Source organism: Streptomyces sp. NPDC003284, assembly GCF_053589675.1.
Genome location: NZ_JBSFSI010000004.1, coordinates 367,807 through 391,684 on the forward strand (window position 1 = coordinate 367,807; position 23,878 = coordinate 391,684).

Genomic DNA, 23,878 nt, shown 5'->3' on the forward strand with positions numbered 1-23,878 from the left:
TCTGCGCGATGCTGGAGGGGGAGGCACCGCGCCCGCAGCGAGCCCGTCGAAGGGAGTGACCGATGGCGGACCCCGAGCAGGCCGCCCGTGCGGCTCCGATCCGGGTCTTCCTGCTGGACGACCACGAGGTGGTACGGCGCGGGGTGCGCGACCTGCTGAACGACGAGCCGGACGTCGAGGTGACCGGCGAGGCCGCCACCGCGGCGCAGGCCCTGGCGCGGGTGCCCGCGCTGCGCCCGGACGTGGCGGTGCTGGACGTGCGGCTGCCGGACGGGGACGGGGTGCGGGTCTGCCGCGAGCTGCGGTCCCGGATGCCGGAGCTGGCCTGTCTGATGCTGACCTCGTTCGACGACGAGGAGGCGCTGCTCGACTCGATCATGGCGGGTGCCTCCGGCTATGTGCTGAAGCAGATCCGGGGCGCGGACCTGGTCTCGGCGGTGCGCACGGTGGCGCGCGGCCAGTCGCTGCTGGACCCCAGTGCCACCGCGCGCCTGATGGACCGGCTGCGCGGCGGCCCGCGGGAGGAGCCGGAGGCGCTGTGCGGCCTCACCGGCCGGGAGCGGGAGATCCTGGCGCTGATCGGCGAGGGGCTCACCAACCGGCAGATCGGCCGGCAGCTGTATCTGGCGGAGAAGACGGTCAAGAACCACATCTCCCGGCTGCTGGCCAAGCTCGGTGTGGAACGGCGGGTCCAGGCCGCGGTGATCGCCACCCGGGCCGGGGACCGGGCCCACGGGGACGACCGCTGAGGGCCGGCGGTGGGACGCTCCGAGGAGTACGCGCACCCGTCCGGGGACGAGGACGCCCGGCTGCGGCTGCCGCAGCTGCGGCTGGACGAGCTGCTGGGCGAGCTCCAGGCCCGCCTGGACGCGGCGCGCGGCACCCTCGACCGGGTGCACAGCCTGCTGGAGGCGGTCCTCTCCGTCGGCCGCGAGCTGGACCTCGGGCAGGTGCTGCGCGGTGTGGTGGAGGCGGCCGCGGCGCTGGTCGACGCCGAGTACGCCGCGCTGGGTGTGATCGGGCCGGACGGACGCTCCCTCTCGGCGTTCCACACGGTCGGGGTGGACGAGGAGCTGATCGCCCGGATCGGCCCGTTCCCGCAGGGCAAGGGGATCCTCGGGGAGCTGATCCGCGAGCCGCGGCCGCTGCGGCTGGCGAAGCTCTCCGAGCACCCGTCGTCGTACGGCTTCCCGGCGCACCATCCGCCGATGGACGCCTTCCTCCCGGTCCCGGTCCGGGTGCGCGACCGGGTCTACGGGAATCTGTATCTGACGCAGAAGCGCGGCGGGGTGCCGTTCGACGAGGAGGACGAGTCGGTCCTGTCGACGCTGGCGGTGGCGGCCGGGGTGGCCATCGACAACGCGCGGCTGTACGAGGAGTCCCGGCTGCGCGAGCGCTGGCTGCGGGCGAACGCCGAGATCACCCGGGCGCTGCTGTCCGGGGCCGCGCAGGTGGAGGTGTTGCGGCTGATCGCCGAGCGGGCGCGGGAGATCACCGGTTCGGTGCTCGCCGCGATGTCCGTGCCGGTGCGGGACACCGAGGCGCTCACCGTGGAGCTGGCCATCGGGCGGCACGCCGGGGCGCACCGCGGTCTGGTGCTGCCGGTGCGGGGCACCCTCACCGGGGCGGCCTTCGCGAGCGGCGCGGTGGTGAGCAGCCCGGACGCCGCCCATGACGCGCGGGTCACCGCCGGGCCGCCGCGGTTCGGCGGGCTCGGGCCCGCCGTGGCCGTGCCGGTCGGGGGCGGCGGCCATGTGCGGGGCGTGGTGCTGCTCGCCCGGGAGGCGGGGGCCGAGGTCTTCTCGCCTCCGGAGCTGGAGACCCTGAAGGGGTTCGCCGGGCAGGCGGCGCTGGCGATGGAGCTGGCCGAGCACCGGCGGGACGCGGAGCAGATCGCCCTCCTGGAGGACCGCGACCGGATCGGGCGGGACCTGCACGATCTGGCGATCCAGCGGCTCTTCGCGACCGGGATGACCCTCCAGAGCGCGGAGCGGTTCATCGAGCACGAGGGGGCCCGGGAGCGGGTGGCGCGGGCCGTGGACGACCTGGACGAGACCATCAAGATCATCCGGTCGTCGATCTTCGGGCTGCGCAGGCACGACGAGGAGGCGGCGCCGGGGCTGCGGGCGCGCGCCGTCCGGGTGGTCGACGACGCCGCCCGGGTGCTGGGCTTCGCGCCCAGTGTGCGGATGGAGGGGCTGCTCGACACCCATGTGCCGGACGAGACCGCCGAGCAGGTGGTCGCCGTGCTGTCCGAGGCGCTGACCAACGTCGCCCGGCACGCCCGCGCCCACCGGGCCGAGGTCGCTCTGGAGACGGACGGCAGCACCGTACGGATCACCGTCACCGACGACGGTGTGGGCATCCCGCCCGACGCCCCCCGCAGCGGCCTGGACAACCTCCGCGCCCGCGCCCGGCGACTGGGCGGCACCCTCCGCCTGACCACCCCGCGCACCGGCGGCACCGCGCTGGTCTGGCAGGCACCGGTGAGCCGCCGCCGGGAGTAGACCGCACGGCGCGGCGGACGGCCGGTCGGCACCGCGCGCGGGGACGTGTGGCCCCTGCCCGCCGGACCCCGGGCCGCGCATGCTCGGAGGTGGACCTGCCCGGGTGCCGCCGGTCCCGCGCGGACGGCGGGCGGCGGCCGGACCGTGTACGGGAGTGTGAGCGCGATGGACCTTCCCCTGGTCGTCGGGGTGGACGGCTCCGAGCCCGCGCTGCGGGCCGTGGACTGGGCGGCCGACGAGGCCGTGCTGCGCGGGCTGCCGCTGCGGGTGGTGTACGCCTCGCTCTGGGAGCGCTACGAGGGCTCCGCGCTCGCCCGGGATCTCGGCAAGCCGGACGCGCGGGTGGCGGCCGAGGACGTCGTCCGGGCCGGGGCGCACCGCGCGCGGGCGCGGCAGCCGGACCTGGCGGTCGGCCTGGCCGCCCTGCCCGAGGCACCGGAGTACGCGCTGCTGCGGGAAGCCCGCAACGCCGCCGCCCTGGTCGTGGGCAGCCGGGGCCGGGGCGGTGTGAGCGGGCTGCTGCTCGGCTCGGTCGGCCTCTACGTCGCCGCGCACGCCGACTGCCCCGTCGTCGTGGTCCGCCCCGGCGGCGACGACCAGGCCCGTACGGCGGTGTCCGGCCGTGTCGTCGTCGGGATCGGCGACGAACCCGCCGCCGAGGTGCCGTTCGCCGCCCGGGAGGCCGCGCTGCGCGGCGCCGTGCTGGAGGCCGTACGGGCCTGGCGGTGCCCCGCGCCCGAGCCGGCCGCCCATCCGTTGCTCACCGGCGGGCCGGAGCGCGCGTACGGGGAGGCGGAGGAAGAGGCGGCGGCGGAGGTCCTGGAGGAGGCGCTGCGGGAGGTGCCCCCGCGGGTGGAGGTGCGGCGCCGCACGGCGGAGGGGCCCGCGCACAAGGTGCTGCTCGGGGCGTCGCGGACGGCCGGCCTGCTGGTGGTCGGCGCCCGGCGCCGGCCGGGCCGCCTCGGGCTCCAGCTCGGCCGCGTCGCGCACACCCTGCTGCACCACGCGCTGTGCCCGGTGGCCGTCGTACCGCACCGCGCCTGAACGCCTGAACGCCTGCGCGCGGTCCGCACCGGTCGGCGCCGGGATGGGGGCCGTTGGGCCCAAGCGCCGGGCGCGGCGCGGTGGGGACGCTGGTCGTGCCGGACGGTCCCGGCGGACGGGACCCGGCGGCGTCGACCCCTGACGGAAAGTCGACCCCTGACGGAGAGAGGGTGAGGGCCGGTATGAAGGGCTATGTCTTCCACGGTCCCGGGCAGGCCGCCTGGGAGGAGGTTCCCGACCCCGGTGTCCGGGAGCCCACGGACGCCGTGGTGCGGGTGGACACGGTCACGATCTGCGGGACGGACCTGCACATCCTGGGGGGCGATGTGCCCGAGGTGCGCCCGGGGACCGTGCTGGGGCACGAAGCCGTCGGGGAGGTCGTGGAGGCCGGGCCCGAGGCGCGCACCGTACGGCCGGGCGAGCGGGTGCTGGTCTCCTGCGTCACCGCCTGCGGGCGCTGCCGCTACTGCCGCGAGGGCGTCTACGGCCAGTGCCTGGGCGGCGGCGGCTGGATCCTCGGCCATCTGATCGACGGCACCCAGGCGCAGTACGTGCGGGTGCCCTTCGCCGATCTGTCCCTGCACCCGCTGCCCGCCGCGGTGACCGACACCGAGGCGGTGCTGCTGGCGGACATCTTCCCCACCGCCTACGAGGTGGGTGTGCTGAACGGGCGGGTGCGGCCCGGGGACACCGTGGTCGTGGTCGGCGCCGGGCCCGTCGGCCTGGCCGTCGTCGCCACCGCGCGCCTGTTCGCGCCCGAACGCGTCATCGTGGCCGACCTGTCCCCCGCGCGCCTGGAGGCGGCCCGGAAACTGGGCGCCGAGGCGGTCGCGGACGCCCGCGAGGACCCGGGGCAACTGGTCGCCGACCTCACCGGCGGGCTGGGCGCCGACGTGGCCGTGGAGGCGGTGGGCGTCCCGGAGACGTTCGAGATGTGCACGCGCATGGTGCGGCCTGGCGGCCATGTGGCCAATGTGGGGGTGCACGGCAGGCCGGCGACCCTGCACCTCGAAGAGCTGTGGATCAAGGACGTGACCATCACCACCGGTCTGGTCGACACCAGCTCCACGCCCACGCTGCTCCGGATGACCGCCGCCGGGCGGCTGCCCGCCGCGCAGTTCGTCACCCATACGTTCCCGCTGGACCGGATGGAGGAGGCGTACGACGTCTTCGCCCACGCCGCCGAGACCGGCGCGCTCAAGGTCGTCCTCGGCGGGCCGCCGCCGCGCGAGGTCGTGCCCGTGCCGCCGACGGCGGCGGACTGAACCGGCCACCGGGACGACCGGACACCGGGACACGGACACGGACACGGACACGGCGGCGGACCGCGCCATGGAACCGAACGACGGCTTCCGCGAACTCGGCCGGCAGGAGTGCCTGCGGCTGCTGGCCACGGCCCCGGTGGGCCGGGTCGTGCACACCCGGCACGCCCTGCCCGCCGTGCTGCCGGTGAACTTCCGCCTGGACGACGAGGGTGCGGTGCTGCTGTGCACGTCCGCCGCCTCGGAGCTGGCCCGCGCGGTCGACGGCGCGGTGGTCGCCTTCGAGGCCGACGAGGTGGACCCGGTGGCGCGCTCCGGCTGGAGCGTCGTCGTCACCGGGCCCGCCGCCGTGGTGAGCGACTTCGACCGGTTCCGGCGCCTGGTCCGGGACGGGCCGCTGTCCTGGGCCCCGTCGCCGCGCGAGGTGTTCATCCGGATCGCGCCGGAACTGGTCACGGGCCGCGAACTGGTCGGCGGGCGCAGCCTGTACGGCCTGGACCCGTTCTTCTGACCCCGCGCCGACCCGGTGCAGTCCGCTCTAGCCGTCCGCCCGGCCCGCCCGGCCGGTGAGGTCGTACTCCACGTCGACCACGCCCTCCACCGCGCGCACCAGCCGGGCCGCGACGGGGACCATGGAGGTGTCGCGGACGCGTCCCGTCAGGGTCACCACGCCGTCCTCGACCCGGACGCCGATCGCCTCGCCCGTGGGACGGCAGGACGTCCAGGCGCACCTCCTCGGCGATGTCGTCGTCCGAGCGCAGGAACACCTTCAGCAGGTCGGCGCGGCTCACCACGCCTTCGAGCAGGCCCTCGGCGTCGACGACGGGCAGCCGTTTGACCCCGCGCCGGGCCATGACGCGGGCCGCCTCGGCGAGCGTGGCGTCGGCGTGGACGGTCACGGCCGGGGCGCTCATCAGCTCCCCGGCGGTCAGCGCCCCGGCCTTGGCCAGGTCGGGCAGGCGGCGCAGCTGGGTGAACCGGTCCGGGTCGCTGTCGCGGAACTCCTCCTTGGGCAGCAGATCGGCCTCGGAGACGACGCCGATGACCCGGCCCTCGCCCGCCAGCACCGGGAGAGCGCTCACCCTCCACTGCCCCATGAGGCCGACGACGTCCTTGAACGGGGCGTCACGCCCCACGGCCACGACGGTGTGCGTCATGACCTCGCTGACGGTACGGGGTCCGCGCCGCATGGTCTCCTCCTCGCTCGGTGAACCGCCCGCGCGCGGGTGGGCGTCACCGTTCTCCGCTGCCGTACGGGGCGTACAGGTCCAGGAGCCGGACGCGGGCGGCGTGCAGCCGCCGGGCGGCCACCTGGCCCACCCAGCAGGCGACGGCCCGGCCGAACTCCGGGTCCCGCTCGCACAGGGACCGCACGGCGGCCGCGTCGAACTCCCAGGCCCGCACCGGGCTCGCGGCCTCGGCGCCCAGGTGCCAGACGTACGGCGGGAAGTGCCAGGACCAGCCGACCAGTTCGCCGTGGCCCAGGGTCTCGACGACGGCGGCGCGGCGGCCCGGGACGTGCAGGTCGAGGGCGACGGTCCCGGTCCGCACGATCCAGAACCGGTCGGCGTGCTGCCCCTCCTCGAAGAGCCGGCTGCCCGTCGCGAACGAGACGTCGTGGGCCAGGGACATCAGCCGCTCGCGGTGGCCGGCCGGCAGCGCCGCGGTGAGTGTGGTGGAGGTCATCGGTCACGCTCCTGCCTCGGTGCCGCCGTCCGGGGGGCGGCCTGTCTTCAGGGTGCTCCCGCACCGGGCGGGGCGCCACGGGCCGCCCGGTCCCCCTGGTGGGCCCAACGTCCCGCGCCAGGGCCGAACCGCCCTCGCGCGGGGGCGGGGCGGGTGCGACGGTGACAAGGGGACCCCCTTGCCGCAGCGGGCGGCATACCGGCGGGAGACGGTGGTGGCGATGGAATTGCCTCTGGTCGTGGGCGTGGACGGTTCGGGTCCGAGCCTGGCGGCGGTCGACTGGGCGGTGGACGAGGCGGCCCGGCACGGTCTGCCGCTGCGGCTGGTGCACGCCTCCCTGTGGGAGCGCTACGAGGGCGCCGTGCCCTCCGGGAGCACCGAGCGGCCCTCCGAGCAGGTGCTCGCCGAGTACGTGCTCGGCTCCGCCGCCGAGCGGGCCCGGCTGCGCGGCCCGGAGGTGAAGGTGTCCGGCGACATCCTTCCCGAGGACGCGGCCACCGCCCTGCTGGAAGCGGGCGACGACGCGGCGGCCGTGGTGATCGGCTCCCGGGGGCGCGGCGAGCTGAAGGGCCTGCTGCTCGGGTCGGTGGGGCTCGCGGTGGCCGGACGCGCGCGCTGCCCGGTGATCGTGGTCCGCGGCGACCCGGCCGGGCTGTCCGGCGCGCACGGGCGGATCCTGCTCGGCGCGGGCGGGCCCGGCACCGGCGGCGAGGCGGCGCGGTTCGCCGTGCGCGAGGCGCGGGTCCGAGGCTGCGTCCTGGACGTCGTACGGGCCTGGCGCAGCCCCGCGCGCGGGCCGGCCGAGGTCCGGGACGGCGCCGGGGACGAGGAGGAGCGGGCCGCCGCCGTACTCGAAGCGGCGCTGGCCGCGGGAGAGCCGGAGACCTCGCCGGAGCTGCTGGTGCGCCGGGCGACGGCCGAGGGGCCCGCGCACCGGGTGCTGGTGGACCGTTCGGCCGCCGCGGACCTGGTGGTCGTGGGCGCGCGGCGCAGGAGCGGCCGCTTCGGGCTCCAACTGGGCCGTACGGCCCACGCGTTGCTGCACCACGCGCGGTGCCCGGTGGCGGTGGTGCCGCAGCGGGCGGGCGCGGCGGAGTACGGGGAGGAGTGACCCTCCGCCTCCGCCTCCGTCCCGGGGCGCGCCCCCGGCCGCCGCCTCAGACCGCGGCCAGCGCCTCGGTGGGCGGCAGCCCGGAGGCGCGTACGGCCGGGTAGAGCCCGGCGGCCGCGCCGACGACGACCGCGCCGAGCACCCCGCCGGTCAGAGCGAGCGGCGGGAACACCACGGGCCAGGACTGGTACAGGGCGTACCCGCCCGCGCCCAGCGCGCCGAGCAGCGTCCCGGCGCAGCCGCCCAGCGCGGACAGGGCGACCGACTCGGCGAGGAACTGCCCTCTGATCTGGCGGCGGCTGGCGCCCAGGGCGCGGCGCAGCCCGATCTCACGGCGCCGCTCCAGCACCGAGACGACCATGGTGTTGGCCACGCCGACCCCGCCGACGAGGAGGGCGACGCCCGCGAGTCCGAGCAGCAGCACGGAGAGCGTCCGCTCGGTGGCCCGCTTGGCGGCCAGGACGTCCGAGGGGCGGCTGACCTGGACGAGGCCGGGCAACTGCGGGTGGACGGTGGCGGGCAGCACGGCGCGTACGTTCTCGATCTGCGACTCGACGGCCGTGACGTAGACGACGGTGGGGTGGCCGTCGAAGCCGAACTGCTCGCGGGCCGCCTCCCAGCCGATCAGGACGGTGCTGTCCAGGTCGGGGGCGAGCGGCAGCGGTGCGAGGATGCCGACGACGGTGAACCAGCGCCCGCCGATGTAGACCTGCCCGGCCTCCTTGCCGGGGCGCACCCGGTCGTAGCCGAGGCGCGAGGCGGCGTGCGCGCCCAGGACCACGGTCGGGAAGCGGGCCGTGGTCGCGGTGAGGAACGCTCCCGAGCCGACCTTCCCGTGGACCGCAGCGAGCAGACCGGTGCGGGCGGCCAGGACGCTGATCCCGGGGGCGTCGGCCGGGTCGGCGCGGTCGGAGCGCAGCACCGTCTCGTGCAGGTTGGCCACGGCACTGGCGTGGGTGACCGGGCCGATGCGGGCGGCCATGGCGTCGGCGCTCTCGGGGAGGACCACGGGCGGATCGGCGTTCGTCTGCGGGGCGACGCGGAGCATGTTCGTACCGAGCGCGGACAACTGGTTGGACAGGGCCTGCCTGCTGGAGGCGGGCACGGCGGTGACGACGACGAGCGTCGCGATGCCCAGGGAGATGCCGAGCGCGGACAGCGCCGCCCGGGGGCCGCGGGTGCGGATGCCGAGCAGGCCGAGCCGGAGGATGTCGGTGAACGCCAGCCGGACCGGGCGCGGTCCGCGGTTCCGCGCGGTGCGGTTCCGTGGTGTGCGGGGCCGCGGTGTACGGGTCTTCGCTCTGCGGCTCATGCGGTGCTCACCTCGCGGGTGTCGGCCGTGACGCGTCCGTCGCGCAGTTCCACCCTGCGGGGCAGCCGGGCGGCGATGTCGCGGTCGTGGGTGATGACGGCGATGGTCGTGCCCTGGGCGTTGAGTTCGGTGAGCAGGTCGAGGACGGCCTCGCCGTTGGCCGCGTCCAGGGCGCCGGTGGGTTCGTCGGCGAGCACCAGCGCGGGCCGGTTGACCAGCGCGCGGGCGATGGCGACGCGTTGCCGCTCGCCGCCGGAGAGCTGCTGCGGCAGATGGGAGCCGCGGTGTGCCAGGCCGACCCGGGCCAGGGCCTCCCGGGCGAGCGGGCGGCGGCTGCGGCGCGGGACACCCGCGTAGAGCAGTCCGGTGGCGACGTTCTCGGTGGCGTCCAGTCCGTCGGTGAGGTGGAAGTGCTGGAAGACGAAGCCCAGCAGGCGGGCGCGGAGCGCGGACAGGCGGCGGTCGCCCAGGGTGCGGACGTCGTGTCCGACGACCCGGACGGTGCCGGTCGTCGGCCGGTCCAGGGTGCCCATGATGTGCAGCAGCGTCGACTTGCCGGACCCGGACGGGCCGACGATGGCGAGGAGTTCGCCCTCGTCCACGCGGAGCGACACATGGTCGAGCGCGGTGACGTCGCCGGGGTGGTGTCGGGTGACGTCGTCGACGAGGAGGACCGGACAGCCGGTGCGGAGGACCCCGGGCGTGCGGGGGCCGGTACCGGTGGCGGGCGTGGCGGGCGTGCTCATGAGGCCGTCACCACCTTGCTGCCCTCGGTCACTCCCTTGCCGCTCACCTCGACCTGCCCGCCCGCGAACATGCCGGTGGTCACCGCGATCAGGGTGCCGTCCGGGCGCTGCACCGCGTATCCGCCCTCCTTCAGGGCGACCAGCGCGCTCACGGGGACGGCGAGGACGCCCTTGCGGGTGACGGTGTCGAACCTGACCTGTACGGCCGCCGCGTCGAGGCTCTGCACGTCCTTCGCGTGGTCCGGGACCACGGTCACATCGAGGGTGGCCGGTCCGGTCTGCGCCTGCGCGCCGTCCGTGCCGCCCTGGACGGTCCGGCCGAGCGCGGTGACCCTGCCGCGGACCGTCCTGCCGTCGGGCAGGGTGATCCCCGCCCGGGTGCCGGCCTTGACGGTGGCCACGTCGGTGGCGGCGACCGGCACGGTCACGGACTTGGCGGCGGCCGTGTAGGCGAACAGCGGGGAGTCGGCCGGGTCGCCGGGCTGTGCCTGGACCGTGTCGACGCGCACCGCCCCGGGCAGGACGACGGCGCGGCCGGGGACGAGGGTGCCCGTGGCCTGCTGTCCGGTGTCGTGCTGCCACCGCTTGAGGGCGGCGGCGAGGGCCGGGGTGAACAGCGCGCCCTCGTCACCGGTGCCACTCGGCGCGGTCGCCGCGGACCCGATGTCGTAGCCGAGCGCGACGAGGTTGTCGGCGAGCACGCTCACGTCGTGGCCGCGCACGCCCGTCTTGTCCAGGGTGCGGAAGAAGGGGGTGTCGCCGAAGAAGACCGGTACGGGCCGGTCGTCGATCCGGTACAGCGCCTTGCCCCTGGCCGCGCGGGCACCCGGCTTCGGCACCGCCGTGACGGTGCCCTGGCCGGTGCCCTTGAGCACGTGCGGCTTGCCGTGGCCGAGGGTGCCCGGCAGGGTGCGGCTGTCGGAGAGGTCGGTCCTGGTGACCGTGGCGGTGTGCGGCGGCGCGGGCGCCGCGGCCGCGGTGTCCCGGCCCGCGTGGGTGTTGCTCCAGGCCACCGCGCCGGTACCGGCGGCCCCGGCGACCAGCAGGGCGCTCAGCGTGACGGCGACCTTAGTCCTTCTTGCCACCGAATTCCTCCATCGTGCATTTCTTGTCGACCGTGTCCTGCTCGGTCTGGCTCAGCGTGGAATCGCCGTCGTAGGTCCAGCCGGAGTTGTCGGGCAGCGCGGTGACCTTGAGGCCGTGCCGGTTCAGGCACTTGACGTAGGCCCGGTACTGGTCGTCGAAGTGCGGATTCGTCTCGCGTTCCAACTCGGGCGGCTGGAGGGGAAGTTTGTTCTTGCACGCCCGCTCGGCCGCTTTCGCGGTGGGGCTGTTGTCCGTGTCGTCGATGGAGTCCGGGCCGCGTACGGTGATCATCTTGTGGCCGTGGTCCTTGAGGCACGCGGCGTAGTAGTGCCAGTAGCGGTCCCGCTCCTCGTCCGTGCTGTCCAGGCGCAGTTGGGGGCGGCCGGCGTCCGGGTCGGACGGTGTGGCGCCCGCGCCGGAACCCGCCTTCGGCGTACCGGCCGGGGCGCCGCTCTCCAGGGACGCCACGCCCTTGTGGGCCGAGCCGCCCCGGTCGTCGGAGCCGCCCGGACCGCCCCCGCCGCCGCAGCCGGTGAGCAGCAGGAAGCCCGCGAGGAGGACGGCGGCGCCGGGCAGGCAACGGCGGCGGCCGCGGAGGTCGAGGTGGGTCATGGGGCCCATGCTCGGCGCGATGTGTCGGGAAGCCGTCAGGAACCGTTGCCGGTGCCGTGCGCCCCGCGGCGGCGCCCCGCACCGCCGCACCGGCCGCCCGGCCACCGGCCGGACACACCGCCCGGACACCGCCCGGTCACCGGCCGCGCACCCCGTCCGGACGCCGACCGGATGCCGACAACTCCCCCACCGGAACAGGACGGTCGCGGCACATCCGCGCCCTACCGTCCTGGCCGTCAAGCCCCCTATCGACAGGAGAGCGATCTCATGGCATCGCGCCCTCTGCTGCGCGCCGTCGCCGTCGCCGCGCTGTGCGCCGGCCTGCTCGGCACCGCTCCCGCCGGTGCGGCCCCGGCCCCTCGTACCGCCCCGGACCCGCCGGTCGTCACCGCGCGTGCCGTCATGCCGTATCTGGAGGAGTTCCAGGCCATCGCCGACCGCAACGGCGGCAACCGGGCGCACGGCACCCCGGGTTACCGGGAGTCCGTCGCGTATGTGCGGCGGGTGCTGGAGCGGGCGGGCTACCGGACCGTCCTCCAGCCGTTCACGCACGACGGTGCCACCGGCTACAACCTGATCGCCGACCTGCCGGGCGGCGACACCCGCGACACCCTCATGCTGGGCGCGCACCTGGACAGCGTCACGGCCGGTCCCGGCATCAACGACAACGGGTCCGGCTCGGCCGCCGTCCTCGCCACCGCGGTCGCCGTGGCCCGCGCCCACCCGCGCACCGAACGGCACCTCCGGTTCGCCTGGTGGGGCGCGGAGGAGGGCGGCCTGTTCGGCTCGGCGCACTATGTGAACAGGCTCTCTCCCGCCCAGCGTTCCGCCATCGGCAGCTATCTCAACTTCGACCAGGCCGGTTCCCGGCACATCACGACCTGGCTGGTCACCCATGATCCGGCCGGGGCCGCCGGGGCGGTGGAGGCCACCGACGCGTTCGAGGCGTACTTCGCGGCCCGCTCGGTCCCCACCTTCGACATCGGGAACACCGGCTCGGACGACCAGTCGTTCGCCGCCGCCGGCATCCCCATGGCCGGTTTCACCACCGGCATCTCCGACTGCATCCACAGCGCCTGCGACGACATCCACAACGTGGACCCGGACGTGCTGGCGCTCAGCACGAACGCCGTGCTCGACGTGGCCTGGCACCTCGCCCTCACCAAGGACCGCCGATGAAGCGCCGTCTCGTCCCCCCGCTCGCCGCGCTCGCCCTGTGCGTGCTCACCTCCCTGGCGCCCGCCTCCGCGGCCGACGGCGGGTCCGGTGTGGGCGACCCCTACTACCCCGACGACGGCAACTCCGGGTACGACGTGGCCCAGTACGACGTGCGTGTCGTCTACGACCCGGCCCGCCCCGACCACCTGGACGGCGACACCACGGTCACCGCGCGCGCCCTGGAGGACCTGGACCGCTTCCATCTGGACCTGACCGGTTTCGACGTCTCCTCGGTGACCGTCGACGGGGTGGCGGCCCGCGCCGTGGCGCGCGAGGGCGCGCACGAACTCGTCGTCACCCCGGCCCGGCGGCTGCGCAAGGGCGCCCCCTTCTCCGTGCGCGTACGGTACGCGGGCAAGCCGGTCGGGGAGGGCTGGATCCCGCTGACCGACGGCGGGGTGTCGGTCGTCGGTGAACCGCACGCCGCCTCGGCCTGGTACCCGGCGAACGACCATCCGTCCGACAAGGCGACCTTCCGGCTGACGGCGACCGTCCCGGACGGCTGGACCGCCGTCGGCAACGGGCGGCCGGGACCGGTGACCTCGGACGGCGCGGGGCACCGCACCTTCCGCTGGTACGAGGACCGGCCGCTGGTCACCTACGCCAGCACCCTGGCCGTCGACCGGTTCACGGTGCACACCGACCGGCTGGCCGACGGGACGCCGGTGATCAACGCGATCGGGCCCGGCACGATCGTGGACGCGGAGTCCGAGGCGCTCCAGAAGAAGATCCTGGACCTCTTCTCCGCCCGGTTCGGCCCGTACCCGTTCTCCTCGGCGGGAGCCATCGTCACCTCGCAACGTGCCGCGACCGCACCCGAATTGGAGACGCAGAGCCGTCCGACGTACGACGTGGGCCTGTTCGACGTGGCGATGGCGCACGAGCTGGCCCACCAGTGGTTCGGCGACAGCGTGTCGTTCAAGGACTGGCGGGACGGCTGCCTCGCCGAGTGCTTCGCCTCGTACGCCCAGTGGCTCTGGTACGAGCACCAGGAGGGCGACGACATCGACCACGACTACTACGGCCCGCAGGTCGAGGAGCACCGCGCCGACCCGGAGTTCTGGCGCGTCCCGCTGTACGACCCCGGTGCCGGGCGGGAGCTGGACGCCGCCCTGTACGAACGGGGGCCGCTGATGCTGCACGCCCTGCGGCGCACGGTGGGTGACGACGTGTTCTTCCGGACCCTGCGGCAGTGGCAGTCCGCGCACCGCTACGGCAACGCGTCCTGGCCGCAGTTCGAGGCCCTGGCGGGCCAGGTGTCCCACCAGGACCTGCGCGGCTTCTTCGCGGCGTGGGCGCACAGCACCGTGATCCCGCCGGACCGGTACCTGTATCCGGGCGGCCTGTCCCCGGCGCCGCCATCCGCCGCGCACCCGCACACCTGATCAGCCGTCCCGGTCCCCGGTCTCCCGGGGACCGGCCGGCAGCCGCAGCGAGAAGACCGATCCGGCGCCGGGCACGCTGGACGCGTGCGCGGTGCCGCCGTGCGCCTCGGCGAGTTTGCGGACGATGGACAGGCCGAGGCCGCTGCCGCCGCTCTGTCTGCTGCGGGACTTGTCCGCGCGCCAGAACCGGTCGAAGACCTTGGGCAGATCCTCGGCGCCGATACCGGCCCCGGTGTCCTCGACGGCGAACACCGCCTCGGCGCCGTCCAGGTGGACGGACAGCGTGACCGTGCCTCCGGCGGGTGTGTGCCGTACGGCGTTGGAGACCAGGTTCCCGACCGCCTGGCGCAGCCGCACGGGATCGGCGCGCAGGGTGTGCCCCTGCCCGGTCCGCACCCGCAGCTCCACACCGGCGGCAGCGGCTCCGGCCCGGTGGGCGCGGGCGACCTGGGCGAGCAGCGCGGCCGTGTCGACGTCCTCCGGGTGCAGCCGGAGCGCGCCCGCGTCGGCCGCGGCGAGGTCGCGCAGGTCGTCGATGATGTGCTGGAGGAGCATCGCCTCCTCCAGCAGGGAGGAGACGACGCCCTCGTCGGCGGGGACCACCCCGTCCTCGACGGCCTCCAGCCAGCCCCGGACGTTGCCGAGCGGTCCGCGCAGTTCATGGGCCACATCGCTGACCAACGCCCGCCGCATCTCCTCCAGTTGCTGTCGTCTGCTCGACATCAGGTTGAACGCGGCGGCCAGTCGGCCGAACTCGTCGCCGCCGCTCACCTCGACGCGTGCGCTCCGGTCGCCCTCCGCCATCCGCTGGGCGGCGCCGGTCAGCGCGCGCAGCGGCTTCACCATGCGGGTGCCGACGAGGAACGTGACGGTCACGGTGACCAGCAGCACCGCGACGGCGGCACCGGCGATCCGGGTGCGGTTGGCGCCGGAGAGGTCGAAGAAGGTGGCGATCTTCTGGTCGGGCGCGGTCGCGAAGAGCAGTGCGGGCGAGGCCACATAGGGGGCGAGCTGTTCGCGGCGCGCGGTGGTGAGGCAGGTCGTCACCGCCCGGCTGTCGGGGGCGCCGCGGGCGCCGGCGGCCGTCCAGGTGAGGTCGGCGGCGAGCCGGACGCGCGCGGCGTGACGGCCGGTGAGGCAGTCGTTGACGAGCCGGCTGAGCTGGGCGAGTGCCGTGGCCTCGGTGGGTGTGAGCCGGTTCAGGCTGTTCGCCGCACAGCGGTCGCTCGTGCCGAGGTCCCGGCCGTCGAACGCGACCTCGGGCCGTCCGTTCGGCTGCCGGGTGATCTCGATGCCGGACAGCTGTCCGGTGGAGCGTACGCAGGCGGCCACGCGGCCCGCGACGGCGTCCAGTCCGGCCTTCTCCGCGCGGGGCAGCCGGAAGGGGCCGACGGCGCGCGGATCGATGCCGTCGGACCGGGTGCCGTCGCGGCGCGCGGCGAGCGCGCTGTCCACGGCCAGCGGGTCCACGGTCGCCGAGGCCGTCGCGGGCAGCGATCCGGCCGCTCTGCGGCTGCCGTCCCCGGAATCGGCGAGGACGCGGCGGTTCTGGTCGGTGAGGGTGATCCGGCGGCCGGTCTGCCGGGCCAGGGTGTGGACCGCGGGCCCGGCCCCGTTCCAGTCGGTGTGGGTGGCCGCGTAGCCGACGAGCGCGTCGTAGATGCGGGCGTCGTCGGCGAGGACCTGGCCGTGTTCGCGGCCGATGGCGACGGCGGTGAGGCTGGCGACCAGCCAGGCCGTCGCGGCGATCGAGCACAGCGAGACCAGCGCGGAGAGCACCAGCAGCCGCGCCCGCAGGCTGCGGCGCAGCGGTATGTCACCGCGCACGGGAGCCTGTTCCGCGGTCGGCGGGGGGCGCGGAGCGGGCGGCGCGGGGGTCGGCCGGGGTCTCGTCGCGGATGTCGGCGATCTTGTAGCCGACGCCGTAGACCGTGAGCAGCCGCTCAGGACGGGCGGGGTCGCGCTCTATCTTGCGCCGCAGGTTCATGACGTGCCCGTCGACCGTCCGTGTGGTGACATACCGGTCGATGCCGTGCAGGCGTTCCAGGACCTGTTTCCTGGTGAACACCCGGCCGGGCGCCGACACCAGCATCTCCAGCACCCGGAACTCGCCGGGTGTGCAGACGATCGCGCGGCCGTCCACCCGGACCTCGAAGCGGGCCGGGTCGACCACCAGCGAGCCGACCACGAACACGGGCGCGGGCGCGGTGGCACCGGCAGCCGTGGCCGGGGCGCTGCCAGGGGCGGCCGTGCGGCCGGTCCGTCTGAGCAGGGTGCGGACGCGGGCGACCAGTTCGCGCGGGCTGCACGGCTTGGTCATGTAGTCGTCCGCGCCGAGGTCGAGGGCGAGCAGCAGGTCGTCCTCCTCCGCGCGGGCGGTGAGCATCAGGACCGGGACGTCGGACTCGGCGCGCAGCACCCGGCACACGTCCAGGCCGTCGGTGCGGGGCATCATCCAGTCCAGCACCAGGAGGTCGGGCATCCGCCGCCGGGCCTCCTCCAGAGCGGCCCGCCCGTCGTGGACGACACCGACCGTGTGGCCCTCCCTCTCCAGGTAGCGCCGGATGAGATCGGTCTGCTTGGGGTCGTCGTCGGCGAGCAGCACATACGCACACATGTGGCCATCGTAGGAAGGGCGCGGCGGCGCGGACCCGCCGTCGCGGCGGAACGCGGCCCGCGGCACCGGACCAGGACAGGAACCCGACGACTTCCTGACATTCGGGCGCGGGCCCGGCGGGAGGCGCGGCTTGTAGCATGGGCGCGGAGCGGAGGGAACAGCGATGCAGGCCGACGACGACAGGTCCGCTCCGGACTTCCCCGGTTCCCCCGGTTCCGCTCCGGACTCCCCCCGTTCCGCTCCGGACTCGTCCGGCTCCTCCCTCGACCGGGCCGCCAGGGACTTCGTCGCGGCCCGGCGGCAGCTCTTCGGCATCGCCTACCGGGTGCTGGGCAGCGCGGCGGAGGCCGAGGACGTCGTCCAGGAGGCGTGGGTGCGGTGGCAGAACACCGACCGTTCCGGCGTCCGCGAGCCGTCGGCGTTCCTGACCACGGTGACCACCCGGCTCGCCGTCGACGTCGCCCGGTCGGCCCGGGTACGGCGTGAGTCCTACGTCGGCCCCTGGCTCCCCGAGCCGGTCGACACCCGCTCCGATCCGCAGCTGGGCGCGGAGCGCGCCGAGGCCGTGGAACTGGCGGTGCTGCTCCTGCTGGAGAAGCTCAACCCGGTGGAACGGGCCGCCTATGTGCTGCGGGAGGCGTTCGACTATCCGTACCGGCGGATCGCGGACATCCTGGAGACCAGCGAGCCCCACACCCGCCAACTGGTGAGCCGGGCCCGCGGGCATCTGGCCGACGGCCGCCGGAAGCCCGCCGGACCGGCCGCGCACCGGCGGCTGCTGGAGGTGTTTCTCGGCGCGGCGCGGACGGGCGACATGGCGCTCCTGGAGGACGTGCTCACCGCGGACGTCGTCAGCTGCTCGGACGGCGGCGGGGTGCGCGGGGCATCGCGGATCCCGGTCGTGGGACGCACACGTGTCGCCAGGTACCTCGCGGCCTTCGCGCCGCGCTTCTGGCCCGCGGCGCAGGTCCGCTGGACGGAGGCCAACGCCCGCCCGGCCGTGCTGGTCTCGTTCGACGGCCAGCCCGCGGCGCTGCTGTCCGTGGAGGTGTCGGAGCGGGGCATCGAGCGGATCATGTGGGTGATGAACCCGGCCAAGCTGCTGCCGTACGCGGCGTCGCTCGGCGGCGGCGAGGACTGACACGCCGGGCCGCCGAGGTGTCAGGGGCCGGGGTGTGCGATCCGCAGCAGGCGGGGTGCCCGCGCCGCGGGTTCGGGCAGGCGCAGCGGCAGCCGCCCGGGGGTGATGCTGCCGAGCAGGGTGGCGTGGCGGGCGCCGGTGGCCGAAGGGAGGGTGCCGGGCAGGCCGTTGACCGTGAGGTAGCCGAGGACCGCGAAGGCCAGGGCCTCCTTCGCCGCGGAGGGCAGGCCGAGGGCGTCGCTGGGGCGCAGCGGTACGCCGGGCAGTTCCCCGGCGATCAGGCGCAGCAGGACCGGGTTGCGGGTGCCGCCGCCGGAGACGTGGAGGCTGGTGACACCGTGGGCGCGGCAGGCGTCGGCGACGGTGACGGCGGTCAGCCGGGTCAGGGTGGCCAGGACGTCGTCGGCCCGCGGGGTGGGCACCGCCGCCAGCGCCCGCCGCAGGTACGGCAGATGGAAGTGCTCCTTGCCGGTGCTCTTCGGGGCGGGCCTGCGGTAGTAGGGGTCGTCCAGGAGGACGCGCAGCAGACCGGCGCTGGTGCGTCCGGCGGCGGCGCGGCGCCCGTCCTCGTCGTACGCGGCGGCGCCGCCGGTGAAGTGGCGTACGGCGGCGTCGAGCAGGGCGTTGGCCGGGCCGGTGTCGAAGGCGAGCGGATCGGCGCCGGGCGCGACGACGGTGATGTTGGCGATGCCGCCCAGGTTCAGGGCGGCGGGGGTGCCGGGCAGGGCGCGCAGCAGCAGCGTGTCGGTCAGGCCGACCAGGGGCGCGCCCTGCCCGCCCGCGGCGACGTCCCTGCTCCGCAGCCCGGAGACGACGGGCAGGCCGCTGGCCTCGGCGATCCAGGCGGCCTCGCCGAGTTGGAGGGTGCCGCGCACGGTGCCGTCCTCGACCCAGTGGTGGAGGGTCTGGCCGTGCGAGACGACGAGGTCGGCGCGGCCGTCGCACAGCTCGCGCAGGGCGCGTACGGCGGCCCCGGCGAACGCCTGGCCGATGCCGGTGTCCAGGGCGCAGATCGCCCGGGTGGTCGTGGCGGCGGGCGGCAGGGTGGCGGCGATCAGGTCCCGCAGCGGTTCGGGGTAGGGGACGGCGAACTGGCCGAGGGGCCGCAGGACCAGGGTGTCGCCGTCCAGGGCGAGGTCCGCGGCGGCGGCGTCCACGGCGTCGTGGGAGGTGCCGGACATCAGGCCGATCACCCGCACGGCGCCTCCCGGTGGATGCCTGGGCGGGCGGGCCGCGAGGCGAGTGCGGGTGGGGGTACGGGCGCGGGTGCGGGCGCGGGTGGGGATCCGGGTGGGGATCCGGGTGCGGGCTGTGGCACGGCTTCTCCTCGGGTGGCGGGCGCGTCTCCCGGACCTCGGCCGAGACGCCGGATTCGCGGCCGGTCTCAGACGGTCCTGACCGGTCCTGACCGGTCCTGACCGGTCGCGGCCGGTCGCGTTCAGTCGCGGTCGGCGGCGGTCGTGAAGCGGTCGGTGCCGGGCCCCGGTCCGCCGGTCCCGGCGGTCCCGGCGGTTCCGGCCGTGCGGTCGGGGGCCCGGGGTGCGCGGTGGAGCAGGCTCAGCGCGCCGCCGACGGCCAGGGTGACCGCCACGCCGAGCGGCACCAGCCACTGCGCGGCGAGCGCGGTCGGCACGGTGGTGGTGCCGCTGGGGACGTCGATCCGCACCTCGCGCACGACGTACGTCATCACGCCGACCGTCACCAGGAACGCCACGACGGAGTCGGTCTCGCCCGCGCGCCGGACGAGCCGGCCGAGCAGGAAGGCGCCGAGCAGGGCGCCGTAGGTGTACCCGGCGATGGTGAGCCCGGTGAGGTACACATTGCCGGTCCCGGTGCTGAAGGCGCAGGCGAAGACGGCCATGAGCACCGCCCACAGGAGCGTCGCCGCGCGGGCGAGCCGGAGCAGGGCCGCCTCGGAGGGGGCGCGGCGGCAGAAGCTGTGCAGGAGGTCGGCGACCGTCGAGTCGGCCATGGAGTTCAGCGCCGAGGACAGCGAGCCCATCGCGGCGCCGAGGATGCCGGCCACCAGCAGTCCGGAGATCACCACGGGCAGCCCGTGCAGGATGAAGTCGGGGTAGAGGTCGTCGGTGCCGCCCAGTCCCAGTTGCCGGGCGCTGCGGCCCTGGTGGTACGACCACAGCAGCGCGCCGACCAGGGAGAAGGCGGCGAACTGGATCGTGACGAAGATCCCGGAGGCGATCATGGCCCGGCGGCCGTCGCTCAGGGAGCGGGTGGCCAGGACGCGCTGGACGATGAGCTGGTCGCAGCCGTGGCTGGCCATGGCGAACAGGGCGCCGCCGACGATGGCCGTGGGCAGGGCGAAGGGGCTGGTGAGGATGTGTGCCGGGCCGAAGTCGGGGTCGAAGAGCCGGAACCGGCCCGCGTGCAGGGCACCGGCGAAGCCCGCGCCGCCGACCCGGGCGGACAGCACCGCGACGGCGAGGAGCGCGCCGCCCAGGTAGAGGGTCATCTGGAGGGCGTCGGTCCAGATGACCGCCTTGATGCCACCGAGGTAGGTGTAGACGACGGTGATCGCGGTGAGGACGACGATGATCGTGCGGTAGCCCGGGTGCACGCCGAACTCGTCGAGCAGCAGCCGGATCGGGATGGCGGAGGCGAACAGCCGTACGCCCTCGGCGAGCAGCCGGGTGCCGATGAAGGTCACCGAGGCGAGCCCCTGGAGCCGCCGGCCGAATCTGCTCCCGAGGTACTGGTAGGCGCTGACGAAGCCGCCGCGCTGGTAGAGGGGGATCAGCACGGCGGCCACGACGACGCGTCCGACGACGTAGCCGAGCGCGAGTTCGACGTTGCCGAAGTCCTGTCCGCCGTAGGCGCCGCCGGGCACGCTGATCACGGTGAGCACGCTGGTCTCGGTGGCCACGACCGAGAAGGAGACGGTCCACCAGGGCAGCCGGCCCGCGCCGACGAAGTAGTCCTTCGCGGACGTCTGACGGCCGGCCAGCCGCAGTCCGGTCACCGCGACGGCGATCAGGTAGAGGACGACGACCACGAGGTCGAGTCGGCGCACGCGCCCTCCTCCGGCATCCGGTGCTGCGCTGGTCCCCCACTCATACCGCCGCCGTCAGCGCTTGTCAGCGCACGACGTGCGCACGGCCGGAATCCGCCCTGCCGGGCGGCCGTCATTCCTTGTCCATCTCCTCCACGGAACCTCCTGGATCTTGGTGTGGAATTCACTGTCCACACCGCACCGAGAAGGCTCTGACCTGTTCGAACACCCAGAAAGCGGGTCGTCGGCGCCCTGAAGTGGACAGAGGGGGAACCGAAACTGTCCGATCGTCAAGTGGGCTCGCCCGAAAGGATATTGATAGTGACCGGACTGCTAAGATCATCGGACTTATCAGTAGGCTGGACGCGAAGTCATGCACGCGTCACTGGGGACAGTCCTGCGACTCATGGAGGAGAAGCCGTTGGCCTGCGAGTGAGGCCCGCAGCGCGGCGCGAGGCCCGCGACCGTGGCCACCGCCGCACGGCCCACACGACCCCCCGCGATGCGACTTGAAGAGAGTCTCATGACGTCATGGATGACGGATCCGCTGTTGTGGATCCTGGTAGTAGTACTGATCGCCGCGGTCTCCGCGGTGATGCGCGCCCGGAGAACCAACATGGCGCTCCGCAGGCAGAACGCCGAGCTGCGCTCGGACAAGATCCAGCTCGAAGCCGAACGGCACAGCCTGCACGCCCACAACGCGACCCTGCGCTCCGAACAGGAACGCGCCCTCGCGGAGGTGCGCAGCGACGCCGAGTCGGAGACGAAGGACGTGCTCCGGGCGTGGATGCGGACCTTGCAGGTGCTCGCGGACGAACAGCAGCGCTCCATCAGCGACCTGGCCCGCCTGAAGTACGGCGACGACCCGCAGATCCTCGCCGACTTCATGACGATCGACCACACCAACTCGCAGTTCGGCCGCCGGGCCCAGGGCATCGCGGCCCTGTGCGGCGGCTGGCTCGGCCGCCGTGAGAGCGCCGCAGGCGTCTACGACGTGGCCCGCAGCGCCCAGGGCCGGATCAAGCACTTCGACCGGGTGCAGATCCACAGCCAGGTGAACGTCGCGGTCGCCAGCACCGCCGTGGAGCCCGTCGCGGTCGTCCTGGCGGAGCTGCTGGACAACGCGACCAACTACTCCGCCCCCGGCACCCCCGTCGAGGTCAACATCCAGGCCGTGCCGACCGGTGTGTGCCTGATCGTCGACGACGCCGGTCTCGGCATCAGCCAGGAGGAGAAGGACCGCGCCGCCGCGCTCCTGAACGCGCAGGGGCCCGTCTCGATCACCAGCCTCGGCAGCCCGCCGAGGGTCGGCTTCGCCGTCGCCGGTGTGCTCGCGGCCCGGTACGGCTTCCGGGTCTCCGTCGATTCCGTCTCGCCGTACGGCGGCGTCCGCGCGGTCGTCCTCCTCCCGGAGAGTCTGTTGACCCACGACGCGCCCGCGCCCCAGGAAGAGCCTGCCGCCGCCGCGCAGGAGGCGCCGCAGCACATCGACCGCGGACCGGCACCGGTCCCGATCATCGGGAAGACGGCGGGCGGGCTGCCCAAGCGCCGGCGCGCGGTCTCGGTGCTGCCGCAGCCGGCCTCCGCGGACCAGGAGGGCAGGCCGCAGGAGCAGAGCAGCCAGGCGACCGCGGCGCGCATCGGCGCTTTCGCACGCGGGACCCTCATCGGGCGGGACACCACCACCACGGAAGGACCTGAAGACCAGTGATCCCCGATCTGTCCTGGGTACTGAACGACGTCCTGAGCGTGACGGGCGCCCGTCACGCGATCCTCGTCTCCGCCGACGGCCTCCTCATGGAGCGCTCCAGCGAGATCGGCCGCGACGAGGCCGAGCGGCACGCGGCCGCCATGAGTTCGATGCAGTCGCTCAGCCGGGCCGTCGCCGGGTTCGTGGAGGGCGGCCGCGGGGTCTGGAAGGAGACCCTGATGGGCTACGACGGCGGCTGGATCTTCCTCAGCGCGGCCGGCAACGGCGCGTACCTGGCCGTCTCCACGGCGCTGGACGTCGACATGGAGCTGATGTCCATCCGGATGCAGCAGCAGGTGCAGGCCATGGGCAGGGCGCTGAGCACACAGCCGCGTCAGAGCGCTGGTGCTGAGGCATGACGGCGCACGGCGAGGAAGCTCCGGTCTCCAGCGAACTCGTCCGCTCCTATGTCATCACCGGCGGCCGGCAACTGCCCTCCGCGGACGCCCTCTCGCTGCACACACTCGTCACGCTGGCGCCCGACCGGCAACTGCCCCTGAACGCCAAGCCGGAGGTCCGCGCCATCTGGGAGCTGTGCGCGGGCGGCTATCTGTCCGTGGCCGAGGTGGCGGCGTACCTGAGTCTGCCGGTGGGCGTGACCCGGCTCCTGCTGACGGATTTAGCCGATCAAGGGCACTTGCTCCGCCGTGCCGCTCCACCCCCCGCCCAGGCCGCCGACAGAGCGCTCATCGAAAAGGTGCTGCATGGACTCCAAACACGCCTCGCCTGAGCCCAGTTACGTCTCAGGCGCGGTGACGACCACCGCGAAGATCCTCGTGGTGGGCCACTTCGCCGTGGGCAAGACGACGTTCATCGGCTCGCTCTCCGAGATCAGCCCGCTGCGCACCGAGGAGCGGATGACCCAGGCGTCCGCCCACGTGGACGATCTGCGCGGCGCCCCGGACAAGGTGACGACCACCGTCGCCCTGGACTTCGGCCGGCTCACCCTCGACGAGGTCGTGCTGTATCTGTTCGGCACGCCCGGCCAGCAGCGGTTCATGCAGCTGTGGGAGGACATGGCCCGGGGCGCGCTCGGGGCGCTGATCCTGGTGGACCCGGTGCGCCTGGTCGACTCGTTCCCGGTCATCGAACTGGTCGAGCAGTACGGCCTGGAGTACGCGGTCGCGGTCAACTCGTTCACGCCGGACGACCAGTACCCGGAGGAGGAGATCCGCGAGGCGCTCGATCTGCTGCCGGACACGCCCGTCTCGTACTGCGACGCCCGCAGCCGGGAGTCCGCGGGCCGTGCGCTGATCACCCTCGTGCAGCACCTCCTCTCCCGTGCGGCCTGCTCTCCGGCCTACTCGTCCGCGCGGTAGGCCCCGCCCCGCACGGCCGTCCGGAACACAAAGGATCCGAAGAACCATGGAATTTCAACCGTCCTCCGCCGCGCC

General features: G+C 74.5%; 22 protein-coding genes and 1 pseudogene. 13 read left to right on the forward strand and 10 right to left on the reverse strand.

All coding sequences use genetic code 11. The features are described 5' to 3' along the window. Window positions 1-62 precede the first annotated feature (62 nt). The 5 genes from ACWDYF_RS11600 (at window position 63) to ACWDYF_RS11620 (ending at window position 5,324) form a co-directional block, all read left to right on the forward strand. On the forward strand, window positions 63-749 hold the full coding sequence (locus ACWDYF_RS11600) for a response regulator (protein WP_389465515.1): 687 nt from the start codon (window positions 63-65) through the stop codon (window positions 747-749). A 9-nt stretch (window positions 750-758) separates the two neighbouring features. After that, window positions 759-2,507: a GAF domain-containing sensor histidine kinase gene (locus ACWDYF_RS11605; protein ID WP_389465513.1), complete on the forward strand. Its 1,749-nt coding sequence runs from the start codon at window positions 759-761 to the stop codon at window positions 2,505-2,507. A gap of 165 nt (window positions 2,508-2,672) precedes the next feature. Continuing rightward, complete coding sequence (locus tag ACWDYF_RS11610) at window positions 2,673-3,551, forward strand: universal stress protein (RefSeq protein ID WP_389465510.1); 879 nt, start codon at window positions 2,673-2,675, stop codon at window positions 3,549-3,551. A gap of 182 nt (window positions 3,552-3,733) precedes the next feature. Continuing rightward, window positions 3,734-4,816 (forward strand): zinc-binding dehydrogenase, encoded by a 1,083-nt coding sequence (locus ACWDYF_RS11615; RefSeq protein ID WP_389465728.1) that lies wholly within the window; start codon window positions 3,734-3,736, stop codon window positions 4,814-4,816. Window positions 4,817-4,883: 67 nt separating this feature from the next. Then, a complete protein-coding gene (locus ACWDYF_RS11620) occupies window positions 4,884-5,324 on the forward strand; it encodes a pyridoxamine 5'-phosphate oxidase family protein (protein ID WP_389465507.1) in 441 nt (146 codons plus the stop codon). A gap of 27 nt (window positions 5,325-5,351) precedes the next feature. Here the strand turns inward: ACWDYF_RS11620 and ACWDYF_RS11625 are convergent. Next, a pseudogene (locus tag ACWDYF_RS11625) lies at window positions 5,352-6,003 on the reverse strand (CBS domain-containing protein). Window positions 6,004-6,046: 43 nt separating this feature from the next. Next, window positions 6,047-6,499, reverse strand: a complete 453-nt coding sequence (locus ACWDYF_RS11630; protein WP_381742223.1) for a Crp/Fnr family transcriptional regulator — start codon at window positions 6,497-6,499, stop codon at window positions 6,047-6,049. 220 nt (window positions 6,500-6,719) lie between these two features. On the opposite strand from ACWDYF_RS11630, the gene ACWDYF_RS11635 reads away from it, so the two are divergent. After that, a complete protein-coding gene (locus ACWDYF_RS11635) occupies window positions 6,720-7,610 on the forward strand; it encodes a universal stress protein (RefSeq protein WP_389465502.1) in 891 nt (296 codons plus the stop codon). Window positions 7,611-7,656: 46 nt separating this feature from the next. Here the strand turns inward: ACWDYF_RS11635 and ACWDYF_RS11640 are convergent, their stop codons facing one another. The 4 genes from ACWDYF_RS11640 to ACWDYF_RS11655 are packed head-to-tail and all read right to left on the reverse strand — an operon-like array spanning window position 7,657 to window position 11,366. Then, window positions 7,657-8,922: an ABC transporter permease gene (locus ACWDYF_RS11640; RefSeq protein ID WP_389465499.1), complete on the reverse strand. Its 1,266-nt coding sequence runs from the start codon at window positions 8,920-8,922 to the stop codon at window positions 7,657-7,659. Further along, window positions 8,919-9,668, reverse strand: coding sequence for an ABC transporter ATP-binding protein (locus ACWDYF_RS11645; protein WP_389465496.1), 750 nt, complete (start codon window positions 9,666-9,668; stop codon window positions 8,919-8,921). The genes ACWDYF_RS11640 and ACWDYF_RS11645 overlap by 4 nt, the downstream gene beginning before the upstream one ends. Then, window positions 9,665-10,753, reverse strand: a complete 1,089-nt coding sequence (locus ACWDYF_RS11650; RefSeq protein ID WP_389465493.1) for an efflux RND transporter periplasmic adaptor subunit — start codon at window positions 10,751-10,753, stop codon at window positions 9,665-9,667. Before ACWDYF_RS11650 ends, ACWDYF_RS11645 begins: the two co-directional genes overlap by 4 nt. Continuing rightward, on the reverse strand, window positions 10,737-11,366 hold the full coding sequence (locus ACWDYF_RS11655; protein ID WP_389465490.1) for a hypothetical protein: 630 nt from the start codon (window positions 11,364-11,366) through the stop codon (window positions 10,737-10,739). Before ACWDYF_RS11655 ends, ACWDYF_RS11650 begins: the two co-directional genes overlap by 17 nt. 267 nt (window positions 11,367-11,633) lie before the next feature. Here ACWDYF_RS11655 and ACWDYF_RS11660 point away from each other — a divergent pair, with 267 nt between their 5' ends. Continuing rightward, the gene (locus ACWDYF_RS11660; RefSeq protein WP_389465487.1) at window positions 11,634-12,545 is read left to right on the forward strand and encodes a M20/M25/M40 family metallo-hydrolase; all 912 of its coding nucleotides are present in this window, start codon (window positions 11,634-11,636) and stop codon (window positions 12,543-12,545) included. After that, window positions 12,542-13,969 (forward strand): M1 family metallopeptidase, encoded by a 1,428-nt coding sequence (locus ACWDYF_RS11665; RefSeq protein WP_389465484.1) that lies wholly within the window; start codon window positions 12,542-12,544, stop codon window positions 13,967-13,969. The genes ACWDYF_RS11660 and ACWDYF_RS11665 overlap by 4 nt, the downstream gene beginning before the upstream one ends. On the opposite strand, the gene ACWDYF_RS11670 is transcribed toward ACWDYF_RS11665, so the two are convergent. Beyond that, window positions 13,970-15,796 (reverse strand): sensor histidine kinase, encoded by a 1,827-nt coding sequence (locus ACWDYF_RS11670; RefSeq protein WP_389465481.1) that lies wholly within the window; start codon window positions 15,794-15,796, stop codon window positions 13,970-13,972. It lies immediately after the preceding gene. Further along, window positions 15,786-16,586: a response regulator transcription factor gene (locus ACWDYF_RS11675; RefSeq protein ID WP_389465478.1), complete on the reverse strand. Its 801-nt coding sequence runs from the start codon at window positions 16,584-16,586 to the stop codon at window positions 15,786-15,788. The genes ACWDYF_RS11670 and ACWDYF_RS11675 overlap by 11 nt, the downstream gene beginning before the upstream one ends. Before the next feature lie 163 nt (window positions 16,587-16,749). On the opposite strand from ACWDYF_RS11675, the gene ACWDYF_RS11680 reads away from it, so the two are divergent. Next, window positions 16,750-17,727 carry an RNA polymerase sigma-70 factor gene (locus ACWDYF_RS11680; RefSeq protein WP_389465476.1) on the forward strand — a complete coding sequence of 326 codons (978 nt, stop codon included), beginning with the start codon at window positions 16,750-16,752 and terminating at the stop codon, window positions 17,725-17,727. 20 nt (window positions 17,728-17,747) lie between these two features. On the opposite strand, the gene ACWDYF_RS11685 is transcribed toward ACWDYF_RS11680, so the two are convergent. After that, window positions 17,748-18,926 carry an anhydro-N-acetylmuramic acid kinase gene (locus tag ACWDYF_RS11685; protein ID WP_389465473.1) on the reverse strand — a complete coding sequence of 393 codons (1,179 nt, stop codon included), beginning with the start codon at window positions 18,924-18,926 and terminating at the stop codon, window positions 17,748-17,750. A 239-nt stretch (window positions 18,927-19,165) separates the two neighbouring features. Beyond that, the gene (locus ACWDYF_RS11690; RefSeq protein WP_389465470.1) at window positions 19,166-20,755 is read right to left on the reverse strand and encodes a sodium:solute symporter; all 1,590 of its coding nucleotides are present in this window, start codon (window positions 20,753-20,755) and stop codon (window positions 19,166-19,168) included. Window positions 20,756-21,257: 502 nt separating this feature from the next. On the opposite strand from ACWDYF_RS11690, the gene ACWDYF_RS11695 reads away from it, so the two are divergent. The 4 genes from ACWDYF_RS11695 to ACWDYF_RS11710 are packed head-to-tail and all read left to right on the forward strand — an operon-like array spanning window position 21,258 to window position 23,803. Further along, window positions 21,258-22,445, forward strand: coding sequence for an ATP-binding protein (locus ACWDYF_RS11695; RefSeq protein WP_389465468.1), 1,188 nt, complete (start codon window positions 21,258-21,260; stop codon window positions 22,443-22,445). Beyond that, a complete protein-coding gene (locus ACWDYF_RS11700; RefSeq protein WP_168720687.1) occupies window positions 22,442-22,843 on the forward strand; it encodes a roadblock/LC7 domain-containing protein in 402 nt (133 codons plus the stop codon). The genes ACWDYF_RS11695 and ACWDYF_RS11700 overlap by 4 nt, the downstream gene beginning before the upstream one ends. Next, the gene (locus ACWDYF_RS11705) at window positions 22,840-23,214 is read left to right on the forward strand and encodes a DUF742 domain-containing protein (protein WP_018565314.1); all 375 of its coding nucleotides are present in this window, start codon (window positions 22,840-22,842) and stop codon (window positions 23,212-23,214) included. Before ACWDYF_RS11700 ends, ACWDYF_RS11705 begins: the two co-directional genes overlap by 4 nt. Then, on the forward strand, window positions 23,189-23,803 hold the full coding sequence (locus ACWDYF_RS11710; protein ID WP_026252116.1) for a GTP-binding protein: 615 nt from the start codon (window positions 23,189-23,191) through the stop codon (window positions 23,801-23,803). The genes ACWDYF_RS11705 and ACWDYF_RS11710 overlap by 26 nt, the downstream gene beginning before the upstream one ends. The last annotated feature ends 75 nt before the right edge of the window (window positions 23,804-23,878 follow it).

What these genes read in the sequence shown, in the direction of transcription:
- ACWDYF_RS11600 (WP_389465515.1), top strand. Translation starts at nt 63, where the DNA reads ATGGCGGACCCCGAGCAGGCCGCCCGTGCGGCTCCGATCCGGGTCTTC.
- ACWDYF_RS11610 (WP_389465510.1), top strand. Translation starts at nt 2,673, where the DNA reads ATGGACCTTCCCCTGGTCGTCGGGGTGGACGGCTCCGAGCCCGCGCTG.
- ACWDYF_RS11615 (WP_389465728.1), top strand. Translation starts at nt 3,734, where the DNA reads ATGAAGGGCTATGTCTTCCACGGTCCCGGGCAGGCCGCCTGGGAGGAG.
- ACWDYF_RS11620 (WP_389465507.1), top strand. Translation starts at nt 4,884, where the DNA reads ATGGAACCGAACGACGGCTTCCGCGAACTCGGCCGGCAGGAGTGCCTG.
- ACWDYF_RS11630 (WP_381742223.1), bottom strand. Translation starts at nt 6,499, where the DNA reads ATGACCTCCACCACACTCACCGCGGCGCTGCCGGCCGGCCACCGCGAG.
- ACWDYF_RS11635 (WP_389465502.1), top strand. Translation starts at nt 6,720, where the DNA reads ATGGAATTGCCTCTGGTCGTGGGCGTGGACGGTTCGGGTCCGAGCCTG.
- ACWDYF_RS11640 (WP_389465499.1), bottom strand. Translation starts at nt 8,922, where the DNA reads ATGAGCCGCAGAGCGAAGACCCGTACACCGCGGCCCCGCACACCACGG.
- ACWDYF_RS11645 (WP_389465496.1), bottom strand. Translation starts at nt 9,668, where the DNA reads ATGAGCACGCCCGCCACGCCCGCCACCGGTACCGGCCCCCGCACGCCC.
- ACWDYF_RS11655 (WP_389465490.1), bottom strand. Translation starts at nt 11,366, where the DNA reads ATGACCCACCTCGACCTCCGCGGCCGCCGCCGTTGCCTGCCCGGCGCC.
- ACWDYF_RS11660 (WP_389465487.1), top strand. Translation starts at nt 11,634, where the DNA reads ATGGCATCGCGCCCTCTGCTGCGCGCCGTCGCCGTCGCCGCGCTGTGC.
- ACWDYF_RS11665 (WP_389465484.1), top strand. Translation starts at nt 12,542, where the DNA reads ATGAAGCGCCGTCTCGTCCCCCCGCTCGCCGCGCTCGCCCTGTGCGTG.
- ACWDYF_RS11675 (WP_389465478.1), bottom strand. Translation starts at nt 16,586, where the DNA reads ATGTGTGCGTATGTGCTGCTCGCCGACGACGACCCCAAGCAGACCGAT.
- ACWDYF_RS11680 (WP_389465476.1), top strand. Translation starts at nt 16,750, where the DNA reads ATGCAGGCCGACGACGACAGGTCCGCTCCGGACTTCCCCGGTTCCCCC.
- ACWDYF_RS11695 (WP_389465468.1), top strand. Translation starts at nt 21,258, where the DNA reads ATGACGTCATGGATGACGGATCCGCTGTTGTGGATCCTGGTAGTAGTA.
- ACWDYF_RS11705 (WP_018565314.1), top strand. Translation starts at nt 22,840, where the DNA reads ATGACGGCGCACGGCGAGGAAGCTCCGGTCTCCAGCGAACTCGTCCGC.
- ACWDYF_RS11710 (WP_026252116.1), top strand. Translation starts at nt 23,189, where the DNA reads ATGGACTCCAAACACGCCTCGCCTGAGCCCAGTTACGTCTCAGGCGCG.